Raw genomic sequence first — 22,318 nt, 5'->3', positions numbered from 1 at the left:
CGTAGGCGAGGCCGTGGTGGGTGTCCCGAGCGCTTCGAGGTCACATAGGTAGGTCCGGAGGTCGGTGATCGCGGACATCGGTGCTGGTTCCCTACAACGCGGGAGAGTGGGACATGCCGTTCCAGCGCTGTGCCGACGGCACGTGAATGTCCAACTGGTCCAAGACGCGGACGACGACATGGCTGACCGGATCCCCGATCGTCTCGGGACGGTTGTAGCAGGCGGGCATCGGCGGGACGATCCGAGCTCCCATGCGCGTGAGCGCCAGCATGTTCTCCAGGTGACTCTCGCTGAGCGGGTCCCGTGCCACGAGTACCAGCCGACGCCCCGCCTTCAGCGTCACCTCGGCCGCACGGGAAATGAGTCCCTCGGCACAGCCGGTGCATATTCCGGCCAGCGTCTTCAAGCCGCACGGCGCGATGACCATGGCGTCCCCCCGGAACGACCCCGACGAGATCGGCGCGCCCTGGTCGTTCCACGCGTACGTCGCGTCCGCGAGGTCGGTGACCTCGTGCGCCGACAATCCGGTCTCCAGTCGCACGGTCGACCTGGCCCACGGGGACAACACCAGATGGGTCTCCACATCCGGCTGCTGCCGCAGTCGGCGCAACAATTCGACACCGAACACGGCTCCGGTCACCCCCGTCATCCCCACGATCATTCTCCGTGGCATGGGTATCCACCGCCTCCGCATGCGATCACTTCGAGCGGAACTACCCACGCATCGTGAAGGTCCTGAGTGCGAACGAGCCGCTCGAAACTGGCTACGACCGATTCTCACCACGCGGCGGGGCCGCTCCGCATGCGTCAGATGACTGAACAATCCGGGAGCGGTCGGGCAGGAAGGCGACCGACTACCGAGAACTCCACTGTCCACAGCGTCACCTACGCCCTGCTGCGCTCCCTGCAGCTCACCACGGTGTTCGGGAATCCCGGATCGACCGAGCAGACCTTCCTGCAGGAGTTCTGCACTCCTCAGCGGGCCTGGGCAACGCGCTGGGCAACCTCGTCGCCGCCTACCGGGGGAACACCCCGCTCGTCGTCACTTCCGGGCAGCAGCACCGTGAACTGCTGATCGGCGAGCCCTGCCTGGGCAATCGCTAGGCCACCACGATGCCCCAGCCCTGGGTGAAGTGGTCGTACGAGCCCGCCCGGGCCCAGGACGTCCACGTGTGTCTTTCTGCTTGTCCATGCCCGGGGCCATAGACCAGCCCGCAGGACAGCGACTCACTGCCGAGCTCGGGCGGTTCGACATCGGCGTCGTCCAGAACCAACTCGCTTCTGAACGGTGTGAGGGTGATCGCTTGATGGCGGCAGGGACCCCGTGCTGATCCGCTGGCCGCCGCTCGCAGGGAAGCGGGCCGTGTCACCCGCGGCCGGCGCGCCGGTACTTTAGATTCCGATCGAGCCGCGGGTCACGAACAGCTCGCGACCAGCCGCCACGAAACCATCGGCTCCGCGCCCCGGCCCCGGAAACGGGGACAGCACGACGCGACGCCCCTTTGCTGGCTCCCTCACTACGGCTGCTGGTCGCGGCCTGCGTCTCCGAGTTCCTTGAGCAGCAGGGTCAGGGTAGCGAGCCGCTCGGGTCCGAGCAGCTCCTCGATCCAGCGGCTTGTCTCCTGTGCCTGCTGGCGGCCCAGGGCCGCTCGTTCGTGCCCGGCAGGAGTCAGGGAGACCAGTTGCCGGCGGCGGTTGCCGGGGTCCGTGCTCTTGGTGATCAGGCCGCGGGCCACGAGCCGGTCGAGAAGTGGGGTGAGCGTCGACCGGTCGACCGCGGCGAGGGCGCCCAGCGTCTTCTGGTCGAGGCTTCCACGCTCGTCCAGGACGTGAAGCACCGCGAATTGCGGAGGTGTGAGGTCACCGCTGCGCAGCTGCCACGAGGCGTTCACCGCCTGCGAGGCGCGTCGCAGCTGGTGGGCCATGCCGTCTTCCAGCATCCCGTCGTATCGCGCTCCGGTCGTCATAAGTACAGGCTACCTCCGTATACGGTCAGTCGGTACACGGACTGTTTGCAATCGGAAGTTTCGGCAGCTACATTGTTCCGTGTACGGACTTACCGTGTACGGAAGGTTGAGCCCATGTCCCGACGTGTGATCTTGGGGATGACCGGAGCGACCGGCGCCGTCTTCGGTGTCGAACTGCTTCGCCGGCTGCGGGAGCAGCCGGATGTGGAGACTCATCTCGTTCTGTCCCAATGGGCCAGGGCGACCATCCATCTGGAGACCGACCTGTCGGTCCGCGAAGTCACCGACCTGGCCGACGTGACCTATACGTGGAACGACCAAGGGGCGGCGATCTCATCAGGTTCATTCCGCGTGGACGGAATGATTGTCGCGCCGTGCAGCATGAAGACCCTCGCCGGCATCCGAACCGGATATGCCGACGGTCTCATCCCCCGAGCTGCCGACGTCACGCTGAAGGAGCGCCGCCCCTTGGTGCTCGTACCGAGGGAGACTCCGCTCAGCGAGATCCATCTCGAGAACATGCTGGCGCTCTCGCGCATGGGAGCGAGGATCGTGCCGCCGATGCCGGCCTTCTACAGCCGTCCGAAAACCATTGACGAGCTCGTTGAGCATGTCGTTGTCCGAGTCCTGGACCAACTCGATATCCAGGTGGCTTCGGCGCAGCGCTGGGACGGAATGCCGCGCCCCTCCGAACTGAAAGGCGTAACCAACTGATGTCTGAAATCAATGACTTCCGGTCCTACATCTCCGCGCTCGAAGAGCTGGGGGACATTCAACGGATCTCACGCGTGATCGATCCGAACCTGGAAGCGTCGGCCATCACCCGTCGGTCCACCGAGAACGGCAGGCCCGCCCCGTTCTTCGAGCACCTCAGCGGAGTCGACGAGGGGTTCCGCATGATCGGCGCCCCGGGTGCCCTGTCGAGCATTCCCGGGCATCCGCTGGCGCGGGTCTCCCTCTCTCTCGGTCTGCCGTACACGACGACCGCAGCCGAACTGGTCGAACACCTCAGGGAAGCAGGCACGAAGGAACTGCTCCCACCTCGGCGGGTGGCAGCCGACTCGGCACCCTGCAAGCAGAACATCCTGACGGGTGACGAAGCCCGTCTCGACCGGTTCCCCATTCCACGCGTGCACCAGGACGACGGCGGCCCCTACGTCAACACCTGGGGCGTGATCATCGCCAGGACACCGGACGGCCGATGGACGAACTGGTCCATCTCCCGGATCATGAAGATCGACGACCGGCACATGACCGGACTGGTGCTGGCGAGCCAGCACCTCGGCATGATCTGGCGCGAGTGGGAGGCCATCGGTGAGCCGATGCCCTACGCCCTCGTGCAGGGAGGCGACCCGGGCATTGCCGTCGTCGGCGGAATGACCGTCCCGACCGAAGTCGACGAGGGCGCGTATCTCGGAGCGGTGCTGGGCAAGCCGGTCGACGTCGTGAAGTGCGAGACGAACGATCTCGAAGTGCCCGCCTCCGCCGAGGTCGTCATCGAGGGACACCTGTCCGCGACCCGCGACGCCGTGGAGGGTCCGTTCGCGGAGTTCCACGGCTGGGCACTGCCCGAGACGTCGCCGCAACCGCTTTTCAGCATCGAGGCGATCACCTACCGGGACGACCCGATCTGGCCGCTGGCCGCCGCCGGCCGGCCTGTCGACGACTCGCACGTCGCACCGGCTGCCGGCATCTCCGCAGAGGTCGTCGCGGTCCTGCGGAAGGCGGGACTGCCGATCACGACGGCCTGGCTCCCGCTCGGTGCCGCCTGCTTCTGGACGGTGATCACCGTCCCGCAGAACTGGCGCGACTCGTTGCCGGGGATGGACACCGCGCGCTTCGCGCACCGCATCGGCGAGGTGCTGAACGGCACCCGGGTGGGGCGGCTCTCCCCGGTCGTCTACGTCCTCGACGACGACGTGGATCCGTCGAACGACTCGGATCTGCTGTGGGCTCTGGCCACCAGGGTGCACCCGTCCCTCCGCCAGGAGCAGTGGCACGGACCGATCATGCCGTGGTACCCGTGCTTCACGGAGGAGGAACTGCACAACGGCTGGGGAGCCGTCGTCGTGCACGACGCCCTGCTCCCGGCGGTGGGAAGCGGACGCGTACCGCCCGCAACGTTCGAAGGCGTCTTCCCGGCAGATGTGCGCGCCAAGGTCCTCGCCGCCGAATCCGAGTCGGCAGGCGACACCGGCTCTGCCGCATCGCGCTGACGCCTGGGTGCCGCGGATCGCGGGAGGTATCCACCAGGTGGCCGTCTCCCGACCGGCATGCTCGGCCGCCGGCCCCGAGAGACCCTCGCTCGGAGCCGGTCGGCTGCCACCGCCCGGGTGAATGAGTCATCACGACAAGCCGCCGGCCGAGTGACCCATGGGATTTGGCGACCGCGTGACGAGGTACCGATCAGCGTGCGTGTCGGACCGACGCGGACAGCGGTCCTCAACGACGGCCTCGAGACCTCCATCCGTCAGGCACGAGAAGGTGCGGTCGCCAGCCCGATGCGTCAAGAAGGGGACAGACGTGACCCAGCAGAATGTGACAGTTGCTGTCACGGGAGCGGGCGGCACCGGAGTTGCCAAAGCCTTGCTCGCCTCACTTCAGAGAGACGACCGGGTCGGCCACGTCAACCTTCTGGTTTCGGCCAACGGGCGCAAGCTGGTGGCTTTCGAATTCCAGACCGGCGAAGATCCGGACTCGGTGGTCCAGGCCCTGGAGGCCACGTCGGCGAAAGTCCGCTTCCTCGATCCGGCCGACATGTCAGGACCGGTGACCAGCGGCAGCTACCCCACCGACGCCATGATCATCCTGCCGTGTGCCGCCGGCGTACTCGGACGCATCGCTCACGGCCAGACCGAGAGCCTCATCGAGCGAGCCGCGGACGTGATGCTCAAGCAACGGCGCAAACTCGTCCTCTGTCTCCGGGAAGCACCGCTGAACCTCATCCACCTGCGCAACATGGTCGCTGTCACGGAGGCGGGAGCCACCGTGTACCCGATGATCCCGACGTACTACAACGTGCCGGAGACACTCGCGCAACTGCGGGACGAGTTCGTCGAACGCGTCCTGCAGTTCCTGGGCCTGCCCGGCACCGATCGCTACCAGTGGGACGGCACCGACACCGCAGCGCGACGCGAGCACACTCAGGCGCGGTAGCGGACCGTGGCCGGCAGCTTCGGGCGCGTTTGCCTCCCGTTGCTACTCACCAGCGGTCCTGGGTTCGCTGATACGGCGGGCGGCCTCAACGACCGCCGCGCGGTGCAGGGCCAGCCGCTGTGCCGACCAGGACTGGCCGGCCTCCTTGGGGTCGACGCCCTCGGCGGCCCAGAACCACGCCTGGGCAGCGGCGAGAACCATGGTCAGGAGATCGGCAGGCTCCATCTCCCGGGCGAGGTCACCACGCTGCTGCGCGTCGGCCACTTCGGCCGTTTTGTGACCGAAGGCCTCGGCCTCGGGTCCGGTGGCGGTGGGGCGCTCCAGCAGTTTCCATAGTCGCAGGCGCATCAGATCGGGCCGTGCGACGAGGTGGTCGAAGATGGCGCCGGCGTATCCGGGCAGGTCCTCGACGTCGAACGGCACAGACTCGGCACCCGCGGTCAGCGCACGCCGCAAGACCTCGTCGAACAGCTGCTCCTTGTTACCGAAATAGACGTAGATCAGCCGCTTGTTCACCCCCGCGGTCTCGGCGATGCGGTCTACTCGGGCACCGGCGATGCCGTACGCGGCGAATTCGGTGAAGGCGGCGTCGAGCAGCCGGGCCTTGGTGGCGCTGGAGTCCCGTGACATGCCCGCCACACTAGCAAGTAACTATCCAGTTATTGACACGCGCGGGCCGCAGGTCTACGGTCTTGTATCTATCCAGTTAGTTACCACTGTCGACAGAACGGGAACCCTCATGGAACACCGCGCACTGGGCAGCCAGAGTCTGATCGTCGGCGCGCAAGGCCTCGGCTGCATGGGCATGAGCGCCTTCTACGGCGCCACCGATGAGACCGAGTCGCTGGCCACCATCGACCGCGCGCTGGAACTCGGTGTCACCCTGCTGGACACCGCCGAGAGCTACGGCCCCTTCATCAATGAGCAGCTGCTCGGCAAGGCGCTGGCGGGGCGGCGGGATGCCGCGGTGGTCGCCACCAAGACCGGCGTGGAGATCACTGACGACGGCAACGTGCTCGGCCTCAACGGAAGGCCCGAGTACGTCCGGCGGGCCCTCGAACGCTCGCTGCGGCACCTGGACACCGACCACATCGACCTTTACTACCTGCACCGCATCGACCCCAATGTGCCGATCGAGGAAACCGTCGGCGCCCTGGCCGAGCTGGTCGCCGAGGGCAAGGTGCGGCACATCGGGCTGTGCGAGGCCTCGGCGCAGACCATCCGGCGGGCACACGCCGTGCACCCGCTCACCGCCGTCCAGACCGAGTACTCACTCTTCGAGCGTGGCATCGAACAGGACGGGGTACGCGACACTCTGCGGGAGCTGGGGATCGGCCTGGTCGCCTACTCCCCGCTGGGACGCGGCTTCCTGTCCGGCGCGATCACCAGCCCCGACGACTTCGCCGAGGACGACTGGCGCCGTACCGACCCCCGGTTCCAGGGCGAGAACTTCGCCCGCAACCTGGACGTCGTCCGCGAGGTCCGCCGCATCGCGTCCGACAAGAACGTCACGCCTTCGCAGCTGGCGCTCGCCTGGGTCCAGCACCAGGGCGCCGTGGCCATCCCCGGCACCAAGCGCCGCCGCTACCTCGAGGAGAACGTCGCCGCGACCGAGGTGACTCTGACGTCCGACGACATCGCCGCGATCGAGGCCGTCGCCCCGCACGGCGTCGTCACCGGCGACCGCTACGCACCCGAGCTGATGGGAACGCTCAACGGCTGACAGCCGACGGGCCCGTCACGAGATTCATTGCGAGGCCACAACCCCCTGACCCCCGACACACAGCACCAGGCCCCCCACGTCTTGAGCGGCTCCCGTGCCACCAGCCGGTCATACGGTCCCGGATCAGCGTGGCCTCCTGTCGGTCGTTCGCCGTCTTCCCGGTGGCCCGGCCAGACCCCGTACCGGCGGTCCGGCCTCGCCTTTCGACCGATCCCCATTGCCGGGGCCGCCGAACGCAATCGGCAACCAGGCCGCACACGGTGAGGCCCTCGCCATTCTCAGATCAGGAGACTCAACTCATGTCCGTGCCTCAGACACCCCACACGTTCGGGGCAAGCACAACCGCCGCCGATGTGATCGACGGCGTCGACCTCCACGGCCGTCGGGCCGTGGTGACCGGAGCCAGTTCCGGAATCGGCGTGGAGACAGCTCGGGCGCTCGCAGCGGCAGGCGCCGACGTCACCTTGGCAGTGCGTGACACTGACGCGGGAGCCCGCGTGGTGGCACGCCTGAAGGCCGAACTACCCTCGAAATCAGGGAAGTTGACCGTGGGGCGACTCGACCTGGCCGACCGCTCGACGGTCGCGGCGTTCGTGTCCGCCTGGACGGGACCGCTGCACATCCTGGTGGGCAATGCCGGAGTGATGGCCCTGCGGGAACTCACCCACACCCCTGACGGCAGGGAAACCCAGTTCGCCGTCAACCACCTGGGGCACTTCGCCCTCGCCGTCGGCCTCCGCCCGGCTCTCGCGGCGGCGGGCGGCGCCCGGATCGTCTCGGTGAGTTCCATCGGCCACCTCTTCTCACCCGTGGTCTTCGACGACCTGGACTACCGCTTCCGCCCCTACGACCCCTGGACCTCCTACGGTCAGTCGAAGACCGCCAACATCCTGTTCGCCGTCGGCGCCGCGGAACGATGGGCCGACGACGGCATCACCGCCAACGCGCTGATGCCGGGCAACGTCGGCGACACCTCCCTGGCCCGGCACATGGACATGCAGCAAGTGGCCGACTTCATCGCCTCGGGCGCCATCGCGCTGCCGCCGCAGAAGACGGTGGAGCAGGGCGCCGCGACTTCGGTGCTGCTGGCAGCCTCTCCGACGGTAGAGGGCATCACCGGCCGCTATTTCGAGGACTGTGCCGAGGCCGAGCCAGTCGCCGAGCGGGCCGGTGCGGTCGCCGGTGTCGCGCCCTACGCCCTGGACCGGGAGAACGCGGCCCGGTTGTGGACCGTGTCCGAGGATCTCGCCCGCTAGCGACCTACGCTGCCGGCATGACGTCGCGACACGAGCAGTGGGCCCGGCTGCGCAGCCAGTTGTGGCGCCCGCCGCGCGCCCATGGTGAGGAGCCGCGCGAGCGGGTGGTCGGCCCGCTCGAACTGTTCTACGACCTCGTCGTGGTCGTACTGGTCGCCCAGGCCGCCCACCACTTGGCCGGGCACCTGACCTGGCACGGACTGGGTGAATTCGCCGTGGTGTTCGCGCTGGTGTGGATCGGCTGGTTCAACGGCAGCCTCCACCACGAACTGCACGGGTACGAGGATGCCCGCGGCCGGAGCATGTTCCTGCTGCAGATCCTGGTACTGGTCCCGCTGGGTGCGTTCATCCCGGAGGCGGGCGGTGCACGCGGAGTCGCGTTCGCCGTGGACGCGGGGGTGTTGTTCGCAGTGCTGGCGGTGTTGTGGCTGCTCGCCGCACGGGGAGACAGCGCAGAATTCCGCCGTCCCAGCAGGATGTTCGTGACGGGGACGGCCTTGTGCGCGGTCGTACTGGCCGCGAGCGCCGCCCTGCCCGCAGGCCTGCGCATGCTGACGTGGGGTCTGCTGGCGGCCGCGTACCTGGCGTGGCTTGCTGTCATGCTGGGGTGGGCGTTCCCGGAACGGGCGGTCGCGCTCAGCGTGACCGACGCGCTTGCCGAACGGTTCGGGCTGCTCATCATCATCGTGCTGGGCGAGACCGTGACGGGAGTGGTCGACGGACTGGCCCACGAGCCGACCAACGCGCTCACCCTCGCCGTCGCGCTCGTCGCCGTGGTTGTCGGCTTCGGCGCCTGGTGGACATACTTCGACTTCGCCGGACACCGCTTGCCGAAGACCACACGCGGGAGCACCGTGCTGTGGATGCTGGTGCACCTGCCGCTCACGGCCGCGGTGGCCGCCATGGGCGCCGCCATGGTCGGTCTCGTCGAGCACGCCCACGAGGACCGTACTCCCACCGCCACCGCCTGGGTGCTCTGCGGGGGTACGGCCGTCGTGCTCTGCGCCACGACAGCGCTCGCCACTTCCCTGCGCCTCTGGCGCCCGGAGCACAGGTTCTACCGGCCCCTGGCCCGCACCTGCCTCGCCGTGGCCGCCGTGACTGCGGGAGTCGGTGCGGCACGCCCGACGCCCCTCATTCTCGGCCTCGCCCTGGTCCTGCTCCTCGGTGTCCCCTGGGGCCTCGCCGTGGCATACCGCCTCGCCCACGAGGAGTCCTTCGCCGAGGCCCGCCGCGGGTCAGGGCAACCCGGTGACCGGCGGTCAGCAGTCGCATCACCTCGGTCACGGCGCCGATGTTGGTCCGGCACAGCACGGCGTCGGGGCTGGTGACCACGCCGATCTCGGTCGGAACCTCGTCGGTGCCGGTCAGCCGGATGGGGGCCTTCGTGAACGGCAGCCATCGGTTGGCCTCTTCGGCCAGCGCTGGGCCGAAGCGGAACGAGCGGGTCAAGGTGAGGTGGACGGCTTCAAAGCCGGTCATCACATCGCGAGCGCCGCGCCAGCCGTAGATGGCCTGAGCGGAGTCACCGAGCATGACCAGCTGAGCGTGGGCGCGCTGAGCGGCGAAGACCTGCTCCAGGACCGGGTTGGTGTCCTCAGCCTCGTCGAGGAGGAGGAAGTCGGCCTCGATCTTCAGGTCGGTCAGGGCCCATATCTTCAGATAGTGGTCGTGCTCGAAACGCACGACGCCGCGCTCAGGATTCTGCAGGTCATGCCACGCTTTCACGGCGAACGGCATGACAGCATCGGATGCACCCCAAGGCCGAGCGTGAGCAAGCCCGGTACGTCCCTGGTGTACCCGCACCCAGCGTGATGCCCTTCAACACACTCACCGTCGGCGAGGCCGTGACCCACTTCCTTCTCGCATCCGCCGGCCTGCACGAGAACGACGACGATCTCGGATCAGTCATCCACCGCCCTCGAACTCGCGAACGGCATCTCCAGGATCCCCGCCAGAACGCGCGCTGCCGCTGGTGTACGTCCTCGGGGAACCTCGGACGCGGCGCCAACGGAGAACTGGCGGCCCGGCAGGCGGCAACCACTCGAGCGTGAATTGGGGTCACCCTTGCCGTGCCAACTGCCGTGTCACGGCTCAGCCGCCCGGTTTCGATCCCAGCTAATTCCGGTGCCAACTATCCCTCTTTTGTGCCAACTGAAAATCCTCGTCACAGGCGACTAGCGCCGCACCCTGGGCATCCCCAGGCCGATCCAGGAGATGATCTCGCGCTGGATCTCGTTGTTGCCGCCGCCGAAGGTGAAGATGACCGCCGAGCGGTAGCCGCGCTCCAGCTCGCCGTGCAGAACGGCGCCCGCCGAGCCCTCCTTCAACGGGCCCGCGGCCGCGACGATCTCCATGAGCCAGGCGTAGGCGTCCCGGCGGGCCTCGGAGCCGTAGACCTTGACGGCGGAGGCGTCCTGCGGGGTGAGCGTGCCGTTCTCGACGGCGCTGACCATCTGCCAGTTGAGTAGCTTCAGCGCGTCGAGCCGGGTGTGGGTGCGGGCGAGCAGCCGGCGCACCCAGGGCAGGTCGGCGACCCGGCGGCCGTCGGCCAGCTTGGTCTCCATGGCCCAGCGCTGCACGTCGTACAGGGCACGGATGGCCATGGTGCCGTGCGCGGCGAGGGTGACGCGTTCGTGGTTGAGCTGGTTGGTGATCAGCCGCCAGCCCTGGTTCTCCTCGCCCACGCGCCGGGAGACCGGGACGCGGATGTTCTCGTAGTAGCTCGCGGTGGTGTCGTGGGAGGCCAGCGTGTTGATGACGGTGCAGGAGTAGCCCGGGTCGGAGGTCGGCACCAGCAGCATGGTGATGCCCTTGTGCGGCGGGGCGGCGGGGTCGGTGCGGGTGGCCAGCCAGACCCAGTCGGCGGTGTCGCCGTTCGTCGTCCAGATCTTCTGCCCGTTGACCACGTACTCGTCCCCGTCCCGTACGGCCCTGGTCTTCAGGGCGGCCAGGTCGGTGCCGGCGTCGGGCTCGCTGTAGCCGATCGCGAAGTCGATCTCGCCGGAGAGGATGCGCGGCAGGAAGTACGCCTTCTGTTCCTCGGTGCCGTACCGCATGAGCGTCGGGCCGACCGTGTTCAGTGCCATCAGCGGCAGCGGTACGCCGGCCTGCGCGGCCTCGTCGAAGAAGATGAACTGCTCCATCGCCGTCATACCGCGCCCGCCGTACTCCTCGGGCCAGCCGACGCCGAGCCAGCCGTCGGTGCCGAGCCGGCGGATGGTGTCGCGGTAGAACCGCTTCTGCGCGACCGGGTCGGCGTACCGGGCGTAGGCGTTGTCCGGGACCAGTTGTGCGAAGTAGGCGCGCAGCTCGGCGCGCAGTCGCTGCTGCTCGGGCGTGTGGTCGAGATGCACGGCGCCTCCAGGCTCCCCACGGGCGGTCCTGACGGCGCACACCGTAGAACGTGTTTCAGAAATAGGGAATGACGCGCCCCGGAAGAATTCCGTCGAGGATCACACGAGGCTGCGCAGGAACTCCGAGCAGGCGTCGGCGCAGGACCGGCAGGTGGCCGCCGCCGACTCGGCACCGGGCTGCTCGTCGAAGGCGCGCGCACACTCCAGGCAGACCGAGCGGCACCACTCCAGCCGGACCCGGATCTCATCCTCGTCCTGCCGGCTCTCCTCGCACAGCACGTGGCACGTGGCGTCGCACACCTCGGCGCACATGATGCCCAGCCTGCGCACCCGCTCGTGCCGCTCGGTGCCGTCCGGGTCGACCAGGCTCGCGCGCACCGCACAGGCCCGGGCACACTCCGTACACGCCTGGGCACACGCGAATCGGTCCTCCAGGAACCGGTAGAGCTGCTGCGAACTCGGCGATGTCACACGGTGCGGGTAGCCGGGGTGCCGGGCCACAAACCAATACGCGGGGACCAGATGGCGTCGTGGGGCGCCCGGACACGCCGTCGACAGAGGCAGGTCGCCGTCCGTTGACCACCGGTCACAGTCGGTGTCCGGTTCGTCCGGTTCTGAGTGGGGTATTCCTCTTGTATGGATACCGCATCGATGCAGCTGGCCGCAGCGAGCGGCCTGATGAGCCTCGTCCTGTTCATCGTGGCCGTGGGCGTCCTGGCGCTGCTCGCCGGCGGCTTCTGGATGACCTCCCGCGTCAAGTACCGCGAGTCGCCTCGGCCACGGCCCGAGGAACAGCCCACGCTGCCGCCGGAGGGCCCGGTGCGCGAGGTGCGGCAGAACAGGGACTACGAGGAGGTCCCCGAGATCCCCAAGGGCGGCCGGCCGCTCACGCCGTACGACCTGAGGAACCAGGACTCCCGGCCGAGCGCGACGAAGGAGCGTCCGCGCTGGAGCCGGGGTTCCAGCGGCTCCTTCGGCGGCGGCGGCCTCGGCGCCCACTGACCCCCACCCGGAAACGACCGACGTCCCGAACCCGGCAACGACCGGCTTCCCGCCCTTGACGAGACGACCACCGCGACGAGACGACCACCGCGACACTCGGGCCCGCCCGCGTCGGCCCGCCGTACGCCCCTAGGAATTCCGGGCGGCGTCCAGGCGGCCGACGCGGGCCACGTTCTGCCGGTCCTCGGGGTCCTCGCTGGGCTCGCCGGCGAACCAGGCGTCGAGGATCTCCCTCAGCAGCGGTTCGGAGGTCAGGCGCAGGCTCAGCGCGAGGACGTTGGCGTCGTTCCAGCGGCGGGCGCCGTCCGCCGTGACGGCGTCCGTGCACAGCGCCGCGCGCACGCCGGGCACCTTGTTGGCCGCGATGGACGCGCCCGTGCCGGTCCAGCAGCACACCACCGCCTGATCGGCGGCACCCTCGGCCACGTCCCGGGCGGCCGCCTCCGAGCAGGCCGCCCACTGCGCGTCGGCGCCGGGACGCAGGGCGCCGTGCGTCCGCACGTCGTGGCCGCGCCGGCGCAGGTCTTCGACGAGTGAACGGGCCACGGGTTCGTCCATGTCGGAAGAGACGGAGATCCGCATGCCCTGGAGGGTAATACCCGCGGGCGCGCCGTGGACGATCACGCCCGCGCAGCCGCACATCGGACACAATCCCGCGCCCCTTTTCGGGGCGCGGGGACTCAGGGATGATCTGGCCGCTGCGCCGGAGGCACGCCGCCGCCTTCGCCGCCGCCCTTCTCGCCCTTGTCCGAGCCGTGCGGGCGGCCGCCCGTGGCGCGCTCGGCTTCCTGCCGGGCCTTCATCTGGCCACTGTCCTGCGGAGTGCCGCCCCCTTGGTCACTGCGCCGCTGTTCGGGCTGCTGCGGATTGGACATGCGCCGGGCTCCCTCCGGGTCGTACGTGGTGCCTACCGGCTCCGGGTTTCCAGGACGGCGCAGGTCACCCTCACCGTCCTCGGCGGGTGCGGCGGAGCCGGTCACCGTACGGTGCAGGTGTTCGAGGGCGTCGAGCAGCACCGAGCGGTGGTACCAGCTCAGCCAGGCCGCCGTGTCGGAGGCCAGCAGACCGAGGGCCTCGGCCTGGGCGGTGGTCGGCCGGCGCCCGGTGTCGGGCCACTGCAGGGTGATCACGCCGGTGCAGGAGCCGGCCGCGGACACCACGGGGATGCTCTGCAGGGCGCCGGTGCCCGTGCTCAGCAGGACGCGCCGGGTCTCCTCGGAGAGCAGGGCGTCGGCGGCCACGTCGGGCACGCTCACCCGGCGTCCGCGCAGCCGGGCGAGCGCGTCGGCCGTGCCCTCGTCCCGGCCGCGCACGAGCAGGTCGAGAAACGTCTCCGCGCAACCGTGATGGGTCTCCAGCATCAGCGCGTTCACGGCCGGGTCCACGAACCGTACGTATCCGGCCGGCGCCCGCCCGATGGCCAGCGCCTCGTGCAGCACGGCGTCGATCATCTGCCGCCGGTAGCGGGGGTCGCGGCCGTCGCGAGCCAGGATCCGCAGCTGGGGCACGGGCAGGGAGCGGCGGCCCGGGAACCACACCTCGCCGTCCGGCGCACGGGCCACGACCACGGCGGAGACGAGGACGCGCAGCGGGACGTTGAACCGCTGCGAGGCCTCGCGCAGCGCCCGGAAAGCGGTGCCGGAGTCCGGCAGGCCGTAGCGGACCATGAGCACGCCCTGTGCCATGCCGATCACTGGGGCGGTGCGCACGCGGGCGCGCAGCGCGCGGACCTCTTTGCGCAGATCCTCGTAGCTCGGGCGCAGCGGATCCGCCATCTGCGACCGCCAGGCGGGCAGCTCCTCCACCCGGGAACCGACCCGGGCCAGCTCCCGCATCGCCTCGTCGAGGGTGGCGTAGAGCCGGACACCGTCGAGGCGGGCGAGGTGCACGGCCTCACGCACCCCGGGCCGGGCGCGGACGATGATCAGGTCCGGGCGTCCGATGCGCGACCGGGTCGCCTCGCTGAGCGTGTGCAGTACGGCGGCGCCGCCGAGCTGCACATGGGCCATGTCCAGGACGGGCCGCAGCCCCGCGCGGTCCGCCTGTTCGAGATGGCCGCGCAGCTCCGCCGACCAGGCCTGGGCGCCCGCGGCGTCCAGGCTGCCGGACATGCGCAGCAGCAGCGCCGCCTCGGCGGGCAGCCCGTCGACGACACACGACTCGATGACGAGCGGTGCCGGGGCGGCGGACGGTTCGGAAGAGGGACTCATGGTGGCATCACCCGGACAGGACGGCGCGACGAACTCGGGCGGCCTCTTCCTGACCGCTGTGCGCGGTGACGGCCCGGCCGCCGGCCGCGCCCCCACCGCGCGGGACGGGGCGGGCCGGTGTGCTCACCAACCGGTGCCGCCGGGCCGTGGGCCGGCCCGCCTGCGGGCCTCCAGGGAGTTCAGGGCGGACGCCATGGTGGCGTGCACCCGGACGCCCGGCAGTTCCGCGGCGCGCAGCGCCTCCCGCACATGCGGCCGGGGCTGCACGACGGGCAGGGCGCGTCCGTAGAAGGCCAGGACCCCGGTGGCCCGGTCCACGGCCCGTACCGCGGCCGCGCAGGCGAGGTACACCTCGGTCATGTCCAGGACGGCGTGTTCGCCGGTCCGGTCGGCCTGGGCGATGTGCTCGGCGAGCGTCTCGGAGAACTCCATGGCGTTGGTTGCGTCGACGGTACCCCGCGCCTTCAGGACGCTGACGTCGCCGGCCTCGGGCCGGTGTTCGTGCACGGTCTGCAGGAGCAGCGGGGCCGGGCCGCCGGGGCGGACCCGGGCACGGGACAGCTGACCTTTTTCCATGGACATCGGGCTTCCTGGGTCGGGAAGGATCAGCCAGCCGCGTCTTGACCGGGATGGTTCACTGTGCCCCCGCCCCACGCCCGACGCAACGATTCTCCACGGGCGTGTCGCACCGGGCGCGGTTCGGCCGACACACCGCCGGGCGGGTGAGGTTCGGCGAGGCCCGCTCCAGCTCGGCCAGCCGGCGTTCCAGGTCGGGCGGCACCGGGTCGCGCATGCGCAGTACCCATGGCAGCCCGGCGGTGGCGTGGGCGAAGGCGCGCACGGAGGCGAAGTCCCGGGAACCGTGCGCATCAGATGGCCGGTGCGGCGCAGCGTCGGCAGCAGTGGGCGGCGCAGCCAGGTGAAACCACTGGGTGTTGCGGATCCCGAGGACACGCCGAGCCGTGCCGTCGCGCAGCCGGGAGGCTGGTGGTGGACGGTGAGGTCCCCGGCGTCGGCGAGCCACCAGCCCTGTCGCAGCAGGTCGCAGCGCACTCGGCCAAGCCGAGCACCGGATGGCCGGGCAGGTCGGGCTCCGGTGGCAGGGGCGAGCCGGCGAGGACGGCGTTGAGCGGGTCGTCAGCAGCCTTGTCGCCGACCAGGGTGCGGGCGGCGAGCAGGCCCAGCCGGGAGTGGCGGTCGAGGAGGTCGGCGGCGCCGGCGAGGCTGTCCGGCTCCCACCAGGAGTCGTCGCTGAAGGCGACGTAGGGGGTGCGGGCGTGCCGGACGGCCAGGTTGCGGCCCAGGGCACCGGTGTTGGCGGCGGGCCACAGCAGGCCGGCGAGGGCGGGGTGACCGCGTACGGCCGTGCGGGTGCCGTCGTCGCGGGAGTTGTCGCCGACGATCACCGCTGGCCGCTCGGGCAGGGCGGCCAGCGCGTCGAGTTGTGCGCAGCAGGCTGACCGGCCGGTCGCGGGTGACGACGGCGACGGTGATCCGCGGGTCGCCCGCAGCGGTGTCAAGGGGAGTGAGGCCGGTGGCGGACTCAGAGGACATGCGCGGCCTCCGGTCCGGCCTGTCGCGCGCCGCGGGCCGACCGGAGCAGGGTCAGGCAGGCCGCGGCGACCTCTGCGGAGCGAAGGCGCAGCAGCTGGGCGTCGGGGGTGCGGCCGTGCGGATCGCCGGGCGGGCCCGGCTTCCACAGGGCCAAGTGGGCGGGGCTCGGGGGCGGTCCCCACAGACGCGGGGAGACGGGGCCGAACAGGGTGACCGAGCGGGTGCCGTGGGCGACCGCGAGGTGCGCCAGGCCGGTGTCGCCGCTGAGCACCAGGGACGCCTCGGCCACCAGCGCGGACAGCTCCCGGTAGGGCAGCCCGCCGGCGAGCAGGTCGCCGGCGCTCGGGGGCCGGCCGGCCGCAGCCCGGCGCCCGGCGCGCTGATCACGCGCGGACGCCCCGTGTAGCGCGCCGCACCCGGGGCACTCGGCGCGGCGACGGCAGGCCGCTCATCGGCCGCCGATGTCTCGCAGGAGGTGACGACATGGGTCACGGCGGAAACGTCATCCAGGAGCTGACGACCGATCACCGTGAGGTGGAGGAGATCTTCGGCCGTATCGCGGCGCTGCCGCCCGGTTCGGAGGACCGAAAGGCGCTCGCCGACCAGGCGACGATCGAGCTGGTACGGCACTCGGTCGCGGAGGAGTCCTATCTGTACCCGGCGGTGCGCGAGCACATCACCGGCGGGGACGCCATGGCCGACAAGGAGATCGAGGACCACGCCAAGGCCGAGCAGATCATGAAGGACATGGAGGGCCTCAAGGCGGACGATGCCCGGTTCGACGCGCTCATGGCACAGCTGATGAGCGAGATCCGGTCCCATGTGATGGACGAGGAGCAGAACCTCTTCCCGAAGCTGGAGGCGGCCTGCTCGGCGGACACGCTGATGAACCTCGGCGACAAGGTGCGCCGCGCCAAGAAGATGGCCCCCACCCGTCCGCACCCCTCGGCGCCGGACACTCCCCCGGCCAACAAGCTGCTGGCTCCGGGAGCGGGCCTGGTCGACCGGATGCGCGACGCGCTGTCCGGGCGGGGGAAGGGGAGCTGAGGGACGGGGCGCCCGGGCCGGCCCAGGACGGGCCGGCCGGCCTTGGCGCCGCGGCCCCGATCAGCGCCGTATCGGCCGGGACCATCCTGCCGCCATCAATGGAACGGTTGACAGGTCACCGGCGCGACAGGACCCGCACGCCGACTCGTCCCCGGACTCTCACAGCCACGGCCGCACTCCGTCTCCGAAACGGGAGCGGCAATGGCGGCGGACGGTTCGGCACAGGAGGCGGAACGCCTGGAAGAGGGTCAGGGGCCACAGCAGCGCGAAGCACCACAGCAGTGCGGGGTCCGAGGTACGGACGCCCATGACGGCCGCGAACGCCGAGGCGATGCCCAGTAGCAGCACCGCCATCGGCAGCCACACCTCTCGATGGGTGTCGCCCATGCGCCGCGCGAACCTGCGGTCCTGCCTGAGGGAGCTCTCGATCTGCAGCAGCGCGAGTCGTTCGCGCGGCGAAAGCCGTACCTCGTCGCGCATCTCCCATGTCTCCCAGTCGTCCACGGCAACGGCACCTCCTCCGCCCATCGGCGGTTTCCGTCCCCGCGCACCCGAGTTCCCCGGACGGCCCGGCCGATGCGGAGCCGCGATCCCCCGGCGTCCTCCTCGGTGATGCCCTGTCCGGCCCTCGCGGTGTGCGGACTGTGCCTGGTCGACGCCGGATTGCCGTCCCTGCCAGGGGCGTTGGGGGTACCGGCGATCGGCGGTCCGCCTCGTGGACTCGTCCGCGTATCCGTAGGCCGACGCCGTCACGTCGTACGTGCCCACCGGCGCCGAGGTGCGGTAGTGACCGGAAGCGTCGGTCAGGGCCGTCGAGTCGCCGACCGCCACCGTCGCGCCGGCCACCGGAGCCTTCGTCGAGGCGTCAGTGACGGTACCGGTGACGACGCCGTGCGGTCCCGTGGTGAACGCGTCGACGCCGTTCGGCGTGCCGAGCCCGGTCGGGCCGTCGTATCCGGCCCCGGCCGTGCACAGATACGCCGGCGAACACGTGCCGTTGCGACCCGCGGTCACATCGTTGAGGTGCCCCGGGTTCGCGTAGGGGTGGCTCGTCGGATATGTGCCCTTCACCGGCGTACCGACGGCGGCGTACACACCCGCGATGATGGGCGCGGCGGCCCTGGTGCCGCCGTACACGTTCCAGCCGCCCTGCTGGTAGGAGTCGTGGACCGCGACACCGGTCGCCGGGTCCGCCACCGCGGCCACGTCGGCGACCGTGCGCTTGGCGCAGCCGGTGTCGTGCTGCCAGGCCGGCTTCGGCTCGTACAGCGAACAGCCGCTGCCCGCGTCGCTCCACACGGACTCCGACCAGCCGCGCGCGCTGGAGTCGCGGACGAGGCACGTGCCGCCGACCGCGGTGACGTACTGCGAGGAAGCCGGGTAGCCCACCCCGTAGCCACTGTCACCGCTGGACGCGACCATGGCCACGCCCGGGTGGTTGTAGTGCGGGTCGAACTCGGTCGCCTCGGCCGGGTCCTCGCCGGTGCCCGGTGTGCTGTTGTACCCGGTGCCGTACGAGTTGGAGACGTACTTCGCGCCGAGCGCGACCGCCTCGTCCACCGCGGCACCGATGTCGGCGAAGCTGGTGCTGTCCGCTTCGACCAGCAGGATGTGGGTGTTGGGGCGGCGGCGGACGCCATGTCGAGGTCGAGGGACATCTCGCCGGCCCAGCTCGCGTTGGGGGCCGGGTAGTGGGTGCCGCCGCGCTCGTCGGCCTTGGTGAAGCAGCCGTTGGCCGTGGTGCACGGGCGGGCCCAGGCGCCCTCGACCGTGACGTGGATCCACTGCCGTCTGGCGGTGGGCGAGGCCCTGGCATCGCACGCAATGGTGCCGGTGAGTGGCATGTTCCGGCCGAGGGGGATGCGGCAGTCGCGTTTCCCTGCCCCTCCGCGGCTCTGTCAGCCCTGGACGGCCATTTCCCCGAGCAGGGACCAGTCGTCCTGCTCCAGGACCGCATTGACGATGCGCGGCGTCTCGACCAGGTGGGGTGGCAGGGTCTGCTGCGCCGACTTGAAGTGGCCGGACTGGACATGCGCGGCACCGGCGTCGCCGTCCCGGAACGCCTCGACGAGCACATACTCGGTCGGATCGTCGAGGCTGCGCGACCAGTCGAACCACAGACAGCCGGGCTCACGCCGAGTGGCCTCCGTGAACTCGCGCGAGATCTCGGGCCACCTTTCCGCGTACTCCGGCTTGATCCGGAACTTGGCCGTGATAAAGATCATTTCACGCTCCCTGGTCGCATTTGATCTTCACTCATCGTAGGACGACGGGCGGCCGCCCGCGCCGAGAGGGTCCGGGAGCGGGGTGGCGACGGTACCTCGCGGGCCCGCCGTGGTCGTGTCCGTTGACGGAGCAGTTCTGATGGTTGCGGTGTACAACCGCACGAACCCGATCATGCGGCTGCCGGGCCCGCTCTTCGTGCCTCCTCCTGCAGGAGCGCCTCAGGGCGTACCAGGAGGAGTGCGCCGGATCTCCGCGGCGAGACTCCCGGCCGTGGTGCGCCGTCCCCCGAGGTAGAGATCGGTGAGTACGCCGATGCAGTCGCCGCGGTTCGCCACGGCGCCGCCATCCGGCACCCGCACTCCCCGTCGTCCTCCTGGTGCAGGCGCCGGCTGCGCGGCACCCGACCATGGACGCTGCCCGCCTGCTCGAGTCTCTCCGCAGCCGCCCGCAGCACCTCGTCCAAGCCCGGAAGCCGACACGCTTGCAGGGGGCATATGCGGGGTGACATCGGGAAACTCGGGAGCCGGCACCCCTTGTGAACGTCGGAGGGAGCAGGACATGAGCCAGGTCAGGACGAGTTCATCGGATCTTCCGCAGCCGTTTCGGGCAGTCGGTTCCAGGCTGCGCCGGCTGCCCGGAGCCGAGCAGGTGGGCAAGGCCGCCGACAGTGCGCTGGACTGGATCGGAGGGATCTCTCCACGCGGTCGGCGGATGGCGGTCTACACCGGAGCCGGGGTGCTCGGCGTCGCCGGGGTGGTGGAATGGCCCGTGGCTCTCACCGGCGCGGCCGTGGCGTGGCTGACCCAGCCGGGCCCCCGACGAGGCGCCCAGGAGGAGGCGCCCAAGGCCGACAGGGCCGGAAACGCCGAGAACGACACGCAGGACAGCAGGCGGCCCCCTCCAGCCGACGCCGACCTTGCCCGCACGGACGCCGCCGGCACCTTGTCGCAGCACCGCGGTCCTGGCGACAGGCTGGCGCCCTCCCACTTCCGCCACGAGAGCCACCCGCACGAGCAACCCGCCAGGGTCGGTGACTCTGCCACGGCGTCTGCGCTCAAACAGGTCGCGGAAGCCTCCGCACACCACCGGGGCCGGGAACCAGGCCCGTCCAGCGGGCATCCGTCAGAAGACCAAGCCCTTTAGCGGGCCGAGGCGGCGGTGGACGGTCGGCCGAGGCGGCTGCATGGCAGGCGCGGGTAGCGTACGGAGCTGAGCGGGCGCGTCCGTGGCGACTGCTGGACAGTCGCCACGGACGCGCCCGCTCAGCACCCGTCCTCTGGCGCTGCTTCGGGGGTGCTCCCGTGCCCAGCTCCAGGGCCGCTACCTCGGCGGACGACCGCCCTACGGCTACCGGATCACCGACGCCGGACCCTCTCCCCCAACCCGTGCATCTTGACCATGTACGTGGACGGCAGGAGCTGAGACCTCATGGCAACCGGGCGCCCGTACGCGCCATCCTCTTCCATCCCAGCCGCGCGACTCCTTCACCCGCCGCACCGGCCGGCACCTGCCGGGCGCTGGCCGTGCTGACCTGCATGGTGCCGGGGGTGGTGTCGACCTTGGTCATATTCTCACCCTCCGCTGAACTTCGCCTTTCACGCCGCTGAACTTCGCCTTTCATGCCGCGGTTACCTTCCCAGCAGAGTCAAGGTGAGCTTTGCAGTCAGGAGACCGGTGCGGTGAAGCGACGCAACATGGGCGGCAGGTTCTACGTCCCGCTGGCCGCCGTGCTCCTGGCCCTGTCCGTGAGCGGCTGTGGCATGAGCGGTGGCAACGCAACCGGTCCGGCGGCCACCACCGGCGGCGGCACGCCGGGGACCGCGTCGCACGTCACGGCTGAGCCTGCCGCCTGGCGGAAGTGGGGCCTGACACCGCTGCCCGCGGCTCCCGAGCCCCCGGCGGACAAGCCCATCAAGCTGTCCGCGACCGGCCCGGTTCCGGTCTTCGCCCACGTACCGACATCCCAGAGGGTCGTCTTCATCACCGTCGACGACGGACTGGAGAAGGACCCCAAGTTCATCGAGATGATGCGGGACTTGAAGATCCCGATCACGATGTTCCTGATGAACGACGCCATCAAGTCGGACTACGGGTACTTCAAGCGACTGCAGGCGATGGGCAACCACATCCAGAACCACACCCTGCACCATCCCGCGATGAACACCATCCCACTGGTCCGCCAGAAGCAAGAGGTGTGCGGCGACCAGAAGATCCTCACCCAGCAGTTCGGCACCGCCCCGTTCCTCTTCCGGCCGCCCTACGGGGCGTACAACAACAACACCAAGATCGCGGTGGGAGAGTGCGGGCCGCGAGCGATCGTCTGGTGGCGTGAGTCCATGCAGGTGCGCAATATGCAGTACCAGGACCCGGGTAAGAAGCTGCGTCCCGGCGACATCATCCTCGCCCATTTCCGCGGTCCTGCGGAGCTCAAGGGCGCCACCATGACGGAGATGTTCGCGAATCTGCTCCGGCGCATCCGGGAACAGGGCTTCGCGGTGGCCCGCCTGGAGGACTACATCCAGCCGCCGGCCGGACACTGAACCGACCAGAAATCAGTGCGCTTCGCAGCCGTTGCACCCTTTCGGCCTCGGGGCGCGGGCCGCGCAGTATGCACCGCGGTCGGCCGGATCGGGTCGGAACCTCGCCCGATATTTTCCCATCTATCTGACAAACATCGCATCTCGTAGTTCCGCGAGAAACCTTGAACCCCTCGGGTCAAAGGCCATGGAAAGCCCCGGGCAAGCCCTCGCAACGAAGCGTGGGCGGCGCCGGGCGGAGAGCGCAGGCAGGTAACAGCCCATGGGTCTCACGAGCAACAAAG

25 protein-coding genes and 2 pseudogenes are annotated in these 22,318 nt (G+C 70.0%); 10 read left to right on the top strand and 17 right to left on the bottom strand.

The window, feature by feature from the left end; translation table 11 throughout:
* Positions 1-91 precede the first annotated feature (91 nt).
* The 3 genes from ACWCQS_RS44865 to ACWCQS_RS44855 form a co-directional block, all read right to left on the bottom strand.
* The gene (locus tag ACWCQS_RS44865; RefSeq protein WP_451009851.1) at positions 92-673 is read right to left on the bottom strand and encodes a UbiX family flavin prenyltransferase; all 582 of its coding nucleotides are present in this window, start codon (positions 671-673) and stop codon (positions 92-94) included.
* Positions 674-1,100: 427 nt separating this feature from the next.
* On the bottom strand, positions 1,101-1,274 hold the full coding sequence (locus tag ACWCQS_RS44860; RefSeq protein ID WP_451009850.1) for a hypothetical protein: 174 nt from the start codon (positions 1,272-1,274) through the stop codon (positions 1,101-1,103).
* A 243-nt stretch (positions 1,275-1,517) separates the two neighbouring features.
* Entirely contained in the window at positions 1,518-1,967 is a 450-nt protein-coding gene (locus ACWCQS_RS44855; protein ID WP_451009849.1) for a MarR family winged helix-turn-helix transcriptional regulator, read from the bottom strand.
* Positions 1,968-2,081: 114 nt separating this feature from the next.
* Between ACWCQS_RS44855 and ACWCQS_RS44850 the strand changes: the two genes are divergently transcribed.
* The 3 genes from ACWCQS_RS44850 to ACWCQS_RS44840 all read left to right on the top strand — a co-directional run bounded on the left by ACWCQS_RS44850 (position 2,082) and on the right by ACWCQS_RS44840 (position 5,123).
* Positions 2,082-2,681: a non-oxidative hydroxyarylic acid decarboxylases subunit B gene (locus tag ACWCQS_RS44850; RefSeq protein WP_158916923.1), complete on the top strand. Its 600-nt coding sequence runs from the start codon at positions 2,082-2,084 to the stop codon at positions 2,679-2,681.
* Positions 2,681-4,183, top strand: a complete 1,503-nt coding sequence (locus ACWCQS_RS44845) for a UbiD family decarboxylase (RefSeq protein WP_451009848.1) — start codon at positions 2,681-2,683, stop codon at positions 4,181-4,183. The genes ACWCQS_RS44850 and ACWCQS_RS44845 overlap by 1 nt, the downstream gene beginning before the upstream one ends.
* A 307-nt stretch (positions 4,184-4,490) precedes the next feature.
* On the top strand, positions 4,491-5,123 hold the full coding sequence (locus ACWCQS_RS44840) for a UbiX family flavin prenyltransferase (RefSeq protein WP_451009847.1): 633 nt from the start codon (positions 4,491-4,493) through the stop codon (positions 5,121-5,123).
* 42 nt (positions 5,124-5,165) lie between these two features.
* On the opposite strand, the gene ACWCQS_RS44835 is transcribed toward ACWCQS_RS44840, so the two are convergent.
* Entirely contained in the window at positions 5,166-5,753 is a 588-nt protein-coding gene (locus ACWCQS_RS44835) for a TetR/AcrR family transcriptional regulator (RefSeq protein WP_351608054.1), read from the bottom strand.
* Between the two features lie 109 nt (positions 5,754-5,862).
* On the opposite strand from ACWCQS_RS44835, the gene ACWCQS_RS44830 reads away from it, so the two are divergent.
* From ACWCQS_RS44830 to ACWCQS_RS44820, 3 genes are all read left to right on the top strand, one after another.
* Positions 5,863-6,846: an aldo/keto reductase gene (locus tag ACWCQS_RS44830; RefSeq protein ID WP_451009846.1), complete on the top strand. Its 984-nt coding sequence runs from the start codon at positions 5,863-5,865 to the stop codon at positions 6,844-6,846.
* 299 nt (positions 6,847-7,145) lie between these two features.
* Entirely contained in the window at positions 7,146-8,102 is a 957-nt protein-coding gene (locus ACWCQS_RS44825) for an SDR family NAD(P)-dependent oxidoreductase (RefSeq protein ID WP_451009845.1), read from the top strand.
* Between the two features lie 17 nt (positions 8,103-8,119).
* A complete protein-coding gene (locus ACWCQS_RS44820) occupies positions 8,120-9,433 on the top strand; it encodes a low temperature requirement protein A (protein WP_451009844.1) in 1,314 nt (437 codons plus the stop codon).
* Here the strand turns inward: ACWCQS_RS44820 and ACWCQS_RS44815 are convergent.
* The 3 genes and pseudogenes from ACWCQS_RS44815 to ACWCQS_RS44805 all read right to left on the bottom strand — a co-directional run.
* Positions 9,330-9,854 (bottom strand): annotated as a pseudogene (locus ACWCQS_RS44815) (UvrD-helicase domain-containing protein); the annotation flags it as partial. The gene ACWCQS_RS44820 and the pseudogene ACWCQS_RS44815 overlap by 104 nt on opposite strands.
* A gap of 425 nt (positions 9,855-10,279) precedes the next feature.
* A complete protein-coding gene (locus tag ACWCQS_RS44810) occupies positions 10,280-11,458 on the bottom strand; it encodes an acyl-CoA dehydrogenase family protein (protein WP_451009843.1) in 1,179 nt (392 codons plus the stop codon).
* A 99-nt stretch (positions 11,459-11,557) separates the two neighbouring features.
* Positions 11,558-11,929: a ferredoxin gene (locus tag ACWCQS_RS44805; protein ID WP_451009842.1), complete on the bottom strand. Its 372-nt coding sequence runs from the start codon at positions 11,927-11,929 to the stop codon at positions 11,558-11,560.
* A 165-nt stretch (positions 11,930-12,094) separates the two neighbouring features.
* Here ACWCQS_RS44805 and ACWCQS_RS44800 point away from each other — a divergent pair, with 165 nt between their 5' ends.
* On the top strand, positions 12,095-12,460 hold the full coding sequence (locus tag ACWCQS_RS44800; RefSeq protein ID WP_451009841.1) for a DUF6479 family protein: 366 nt from the start codon (positions 12,095-12,097) through the stop codon (positions 12,458-12,460).
* A 129-nt stretch (positions 12,461-12,589) separates the two neighbouring features.
* Here ACWCQS_RS44800 and ACWCQS_RS44795 read toward each other — a convergent pair whose 3' ends face one another.
* The 6 genes from ACWCQS_RS44795 to ACWCQS_RS44770 all read right to left on the bottom strand — a co-directional run bounded on the left by ACWCQS_RS44795 (position 12,590) and on the right by ACWCQS_RS44770 (position 16,525).
* Entirely contained in the window at positions 12,590-13,042 is a 453-nt protein-coding gene (locus ACWCQS_RS44795; protein ID WP_451009840.1) for an RpiB/LacA/LacB family sugar-phosphate isomerase, read from the bottom strand.
* Between the two features lie 98 nt (positions 13,043-13,140).
* Positions 13,141-14,670 (bottom strand): ANTAR domain-containing protein, encoded by a 1,530-nt coding sequence (locus ACWCQS_RS44790; RefSeq protein ID WP_451009839.1) that lies wholly within the window; start codon positions 14,668-14,670, stop codon positions 13,141-13,143.
* A gap of 123 nt (positions 14,671-14,793) precedes the next feature.
* Positions 14,794-15,252 (bottom strand): STAS domain-containing protein, encoded by a 459-nt coding sequence (locus ACWCQS_RS44785; protein ID WP_451009838.1) that lies wholly within the window; start codon positions 15,250-15,252, stop codon positions 14,794-14,796.
* A 52-nt stretch (positions 15,253-15,304) separates the two neighbouring features.
* Positions 15,305-15,511, bottom strand: a complete 207-nt coding sequence (locus ACWCQS_RS44780) for a hypothetical protein (RefSeq protein ID WP_451009837.1) — start codon at positions 15,509-15,511, stop codon at positions 15,305-15,307.
* Positions 15,512-15,539: 28 nt separating this feature from the next.
* On the bottom strand, positions 15,540-16,076 hold the full coding sequence (locus tag ACWCQS_RS44775; protein ID WP_451009836.1) for a glycosyltransferase family 2 protein: 537 nt from the start codon (positions 16,074-16,076) through the stop codon (positions 15,540-15,542).
* Between the two features lie 137 nt (positions 16,077-16,213).
* Positions 16,214-16,525, bottom strand: a complete 312-nt coding sequence (locus tag ACWCQS_RS44770) for a glycosyltransferase family 9 protein (RefSeq protein ID WP_451009858.1) — start codon at positions 16,523-16,525, stop codon at positions 16,214-16,216.
* Positions 16,526-16,707: 182 nt separating this feature from the next.
* On the opposite strand from ACWCQS_RS44770, the gene ACWCQS_RS44765 reads away from it, so the two are divergent.
* A complete protein-coding gene (locus tag ACWCQS_RS44765; RefSeq protein WP_451009835.1) occupies positions 16,708-17,271 on the top strand; it encodes a hemerythrin domain-containing protein in 564 nt (187 codons plus the stop codon).
* 726 nt (positions 17,272-17,997) lie between these two features.
* Here ACWCQS_RS44765 and ACWCQS_RS44760 read toward each other — a convergent pair.
* The 3 genes and pseudogenes from ACWCQS_RS44760 to ACWCQS_RS44750 all read right to left on the bottom strand — a co-directional run.
* Positions 17,998-19,016 (bottom strand): annotated as a pseudogene (locus ACWCQS_RS44760) (carboxypeptidase regulatory-like domain-containing protein); the annotation flags it as partial.
* 153 nt (positions 19,017-19,169) lie between these two features.
* Positions 19,170-19,496 carry a putative quinol monooxygenase gene (locus ACWCQS_RS44755; protein ID WP_451009834.1) on the bottom strand — a complete coding sequence of 109 codons (327 nt, stop codon included), beginning with the start codon at positions 19,494-19,496 and terminating at the stop codon, positions 19,170-19,172.
* 219 nt (positions 19,497-19,715) lie between these two features.
* The gene (locus tag ACWCQS_RS44750) at positions 19,716-19,856 is read right to left on the bottom strand and encodes a hypothetical protein (protein WP_451009833.1); all 141 of its coding nucleotides are present in this window, start codon (positions 19,854-19,856) and stop codon (positions 19,716-19,718) included.
* 199 nt (positions 19,857-20,055) lie between these two features.
* Between ACWCQS_RS44750 and ACWCQS_RS44745 the strand changes: the two genes are divergently transcribed.
* Positions 20,056-20,640: a hypothetical protein gene (locus ACWCQS_RS44745; protein WP_451009832.1), complete on the top strand. Its 585-nt coding sequence runs from the start codon at positions 20,056-20,058 to the stop codon at positions 20,638-20,640.
* A gap of 283 nt (positions 20,641-20,923) precedes the next feature.
* On the opposite strand, the gene ACWCQS_RS44740 is transcribed toward ACWCQS_RS44745, so the two are convergent.
* Positions 20,924-21,064, bottom strand: coding sequence for a hypothetical protein (locus ACWCQS_RS44740; protein WP_451009831.1), 141 nt, complete (start codon positions 21,062-21,064; stop codon positions 20,924-20,926).
* Positions 21,065-21,176: 112 nt separating this feature from the next.
* On the opposite strand from ACWCQS_RS44740, the gene ACWCQS_RS44735 reads away from it, so the two are divergent.
* Positions 21,177-22,037, top strand: a complete 861-nt coding sequence (locus ACWCQS_RS44735) for a polysaccharide deacetylase family protein (protein WP_451009830.1) — start codon at positions 21,177-21,179, stop codon at positions 22,035-22,037.
* The last annotated feature ends 281 nt before the right edge of the window (positions 22,038-22,318 follow it).

It is taken from the genome of Streptomyces sp. NPDC002076, assembly GCF_053593835.1.
The sequence above is the reverse complement of the archived record's forward strand: the minus strand, read 5'-3'. Positions and strand labels throughout refer to the sequence as shown.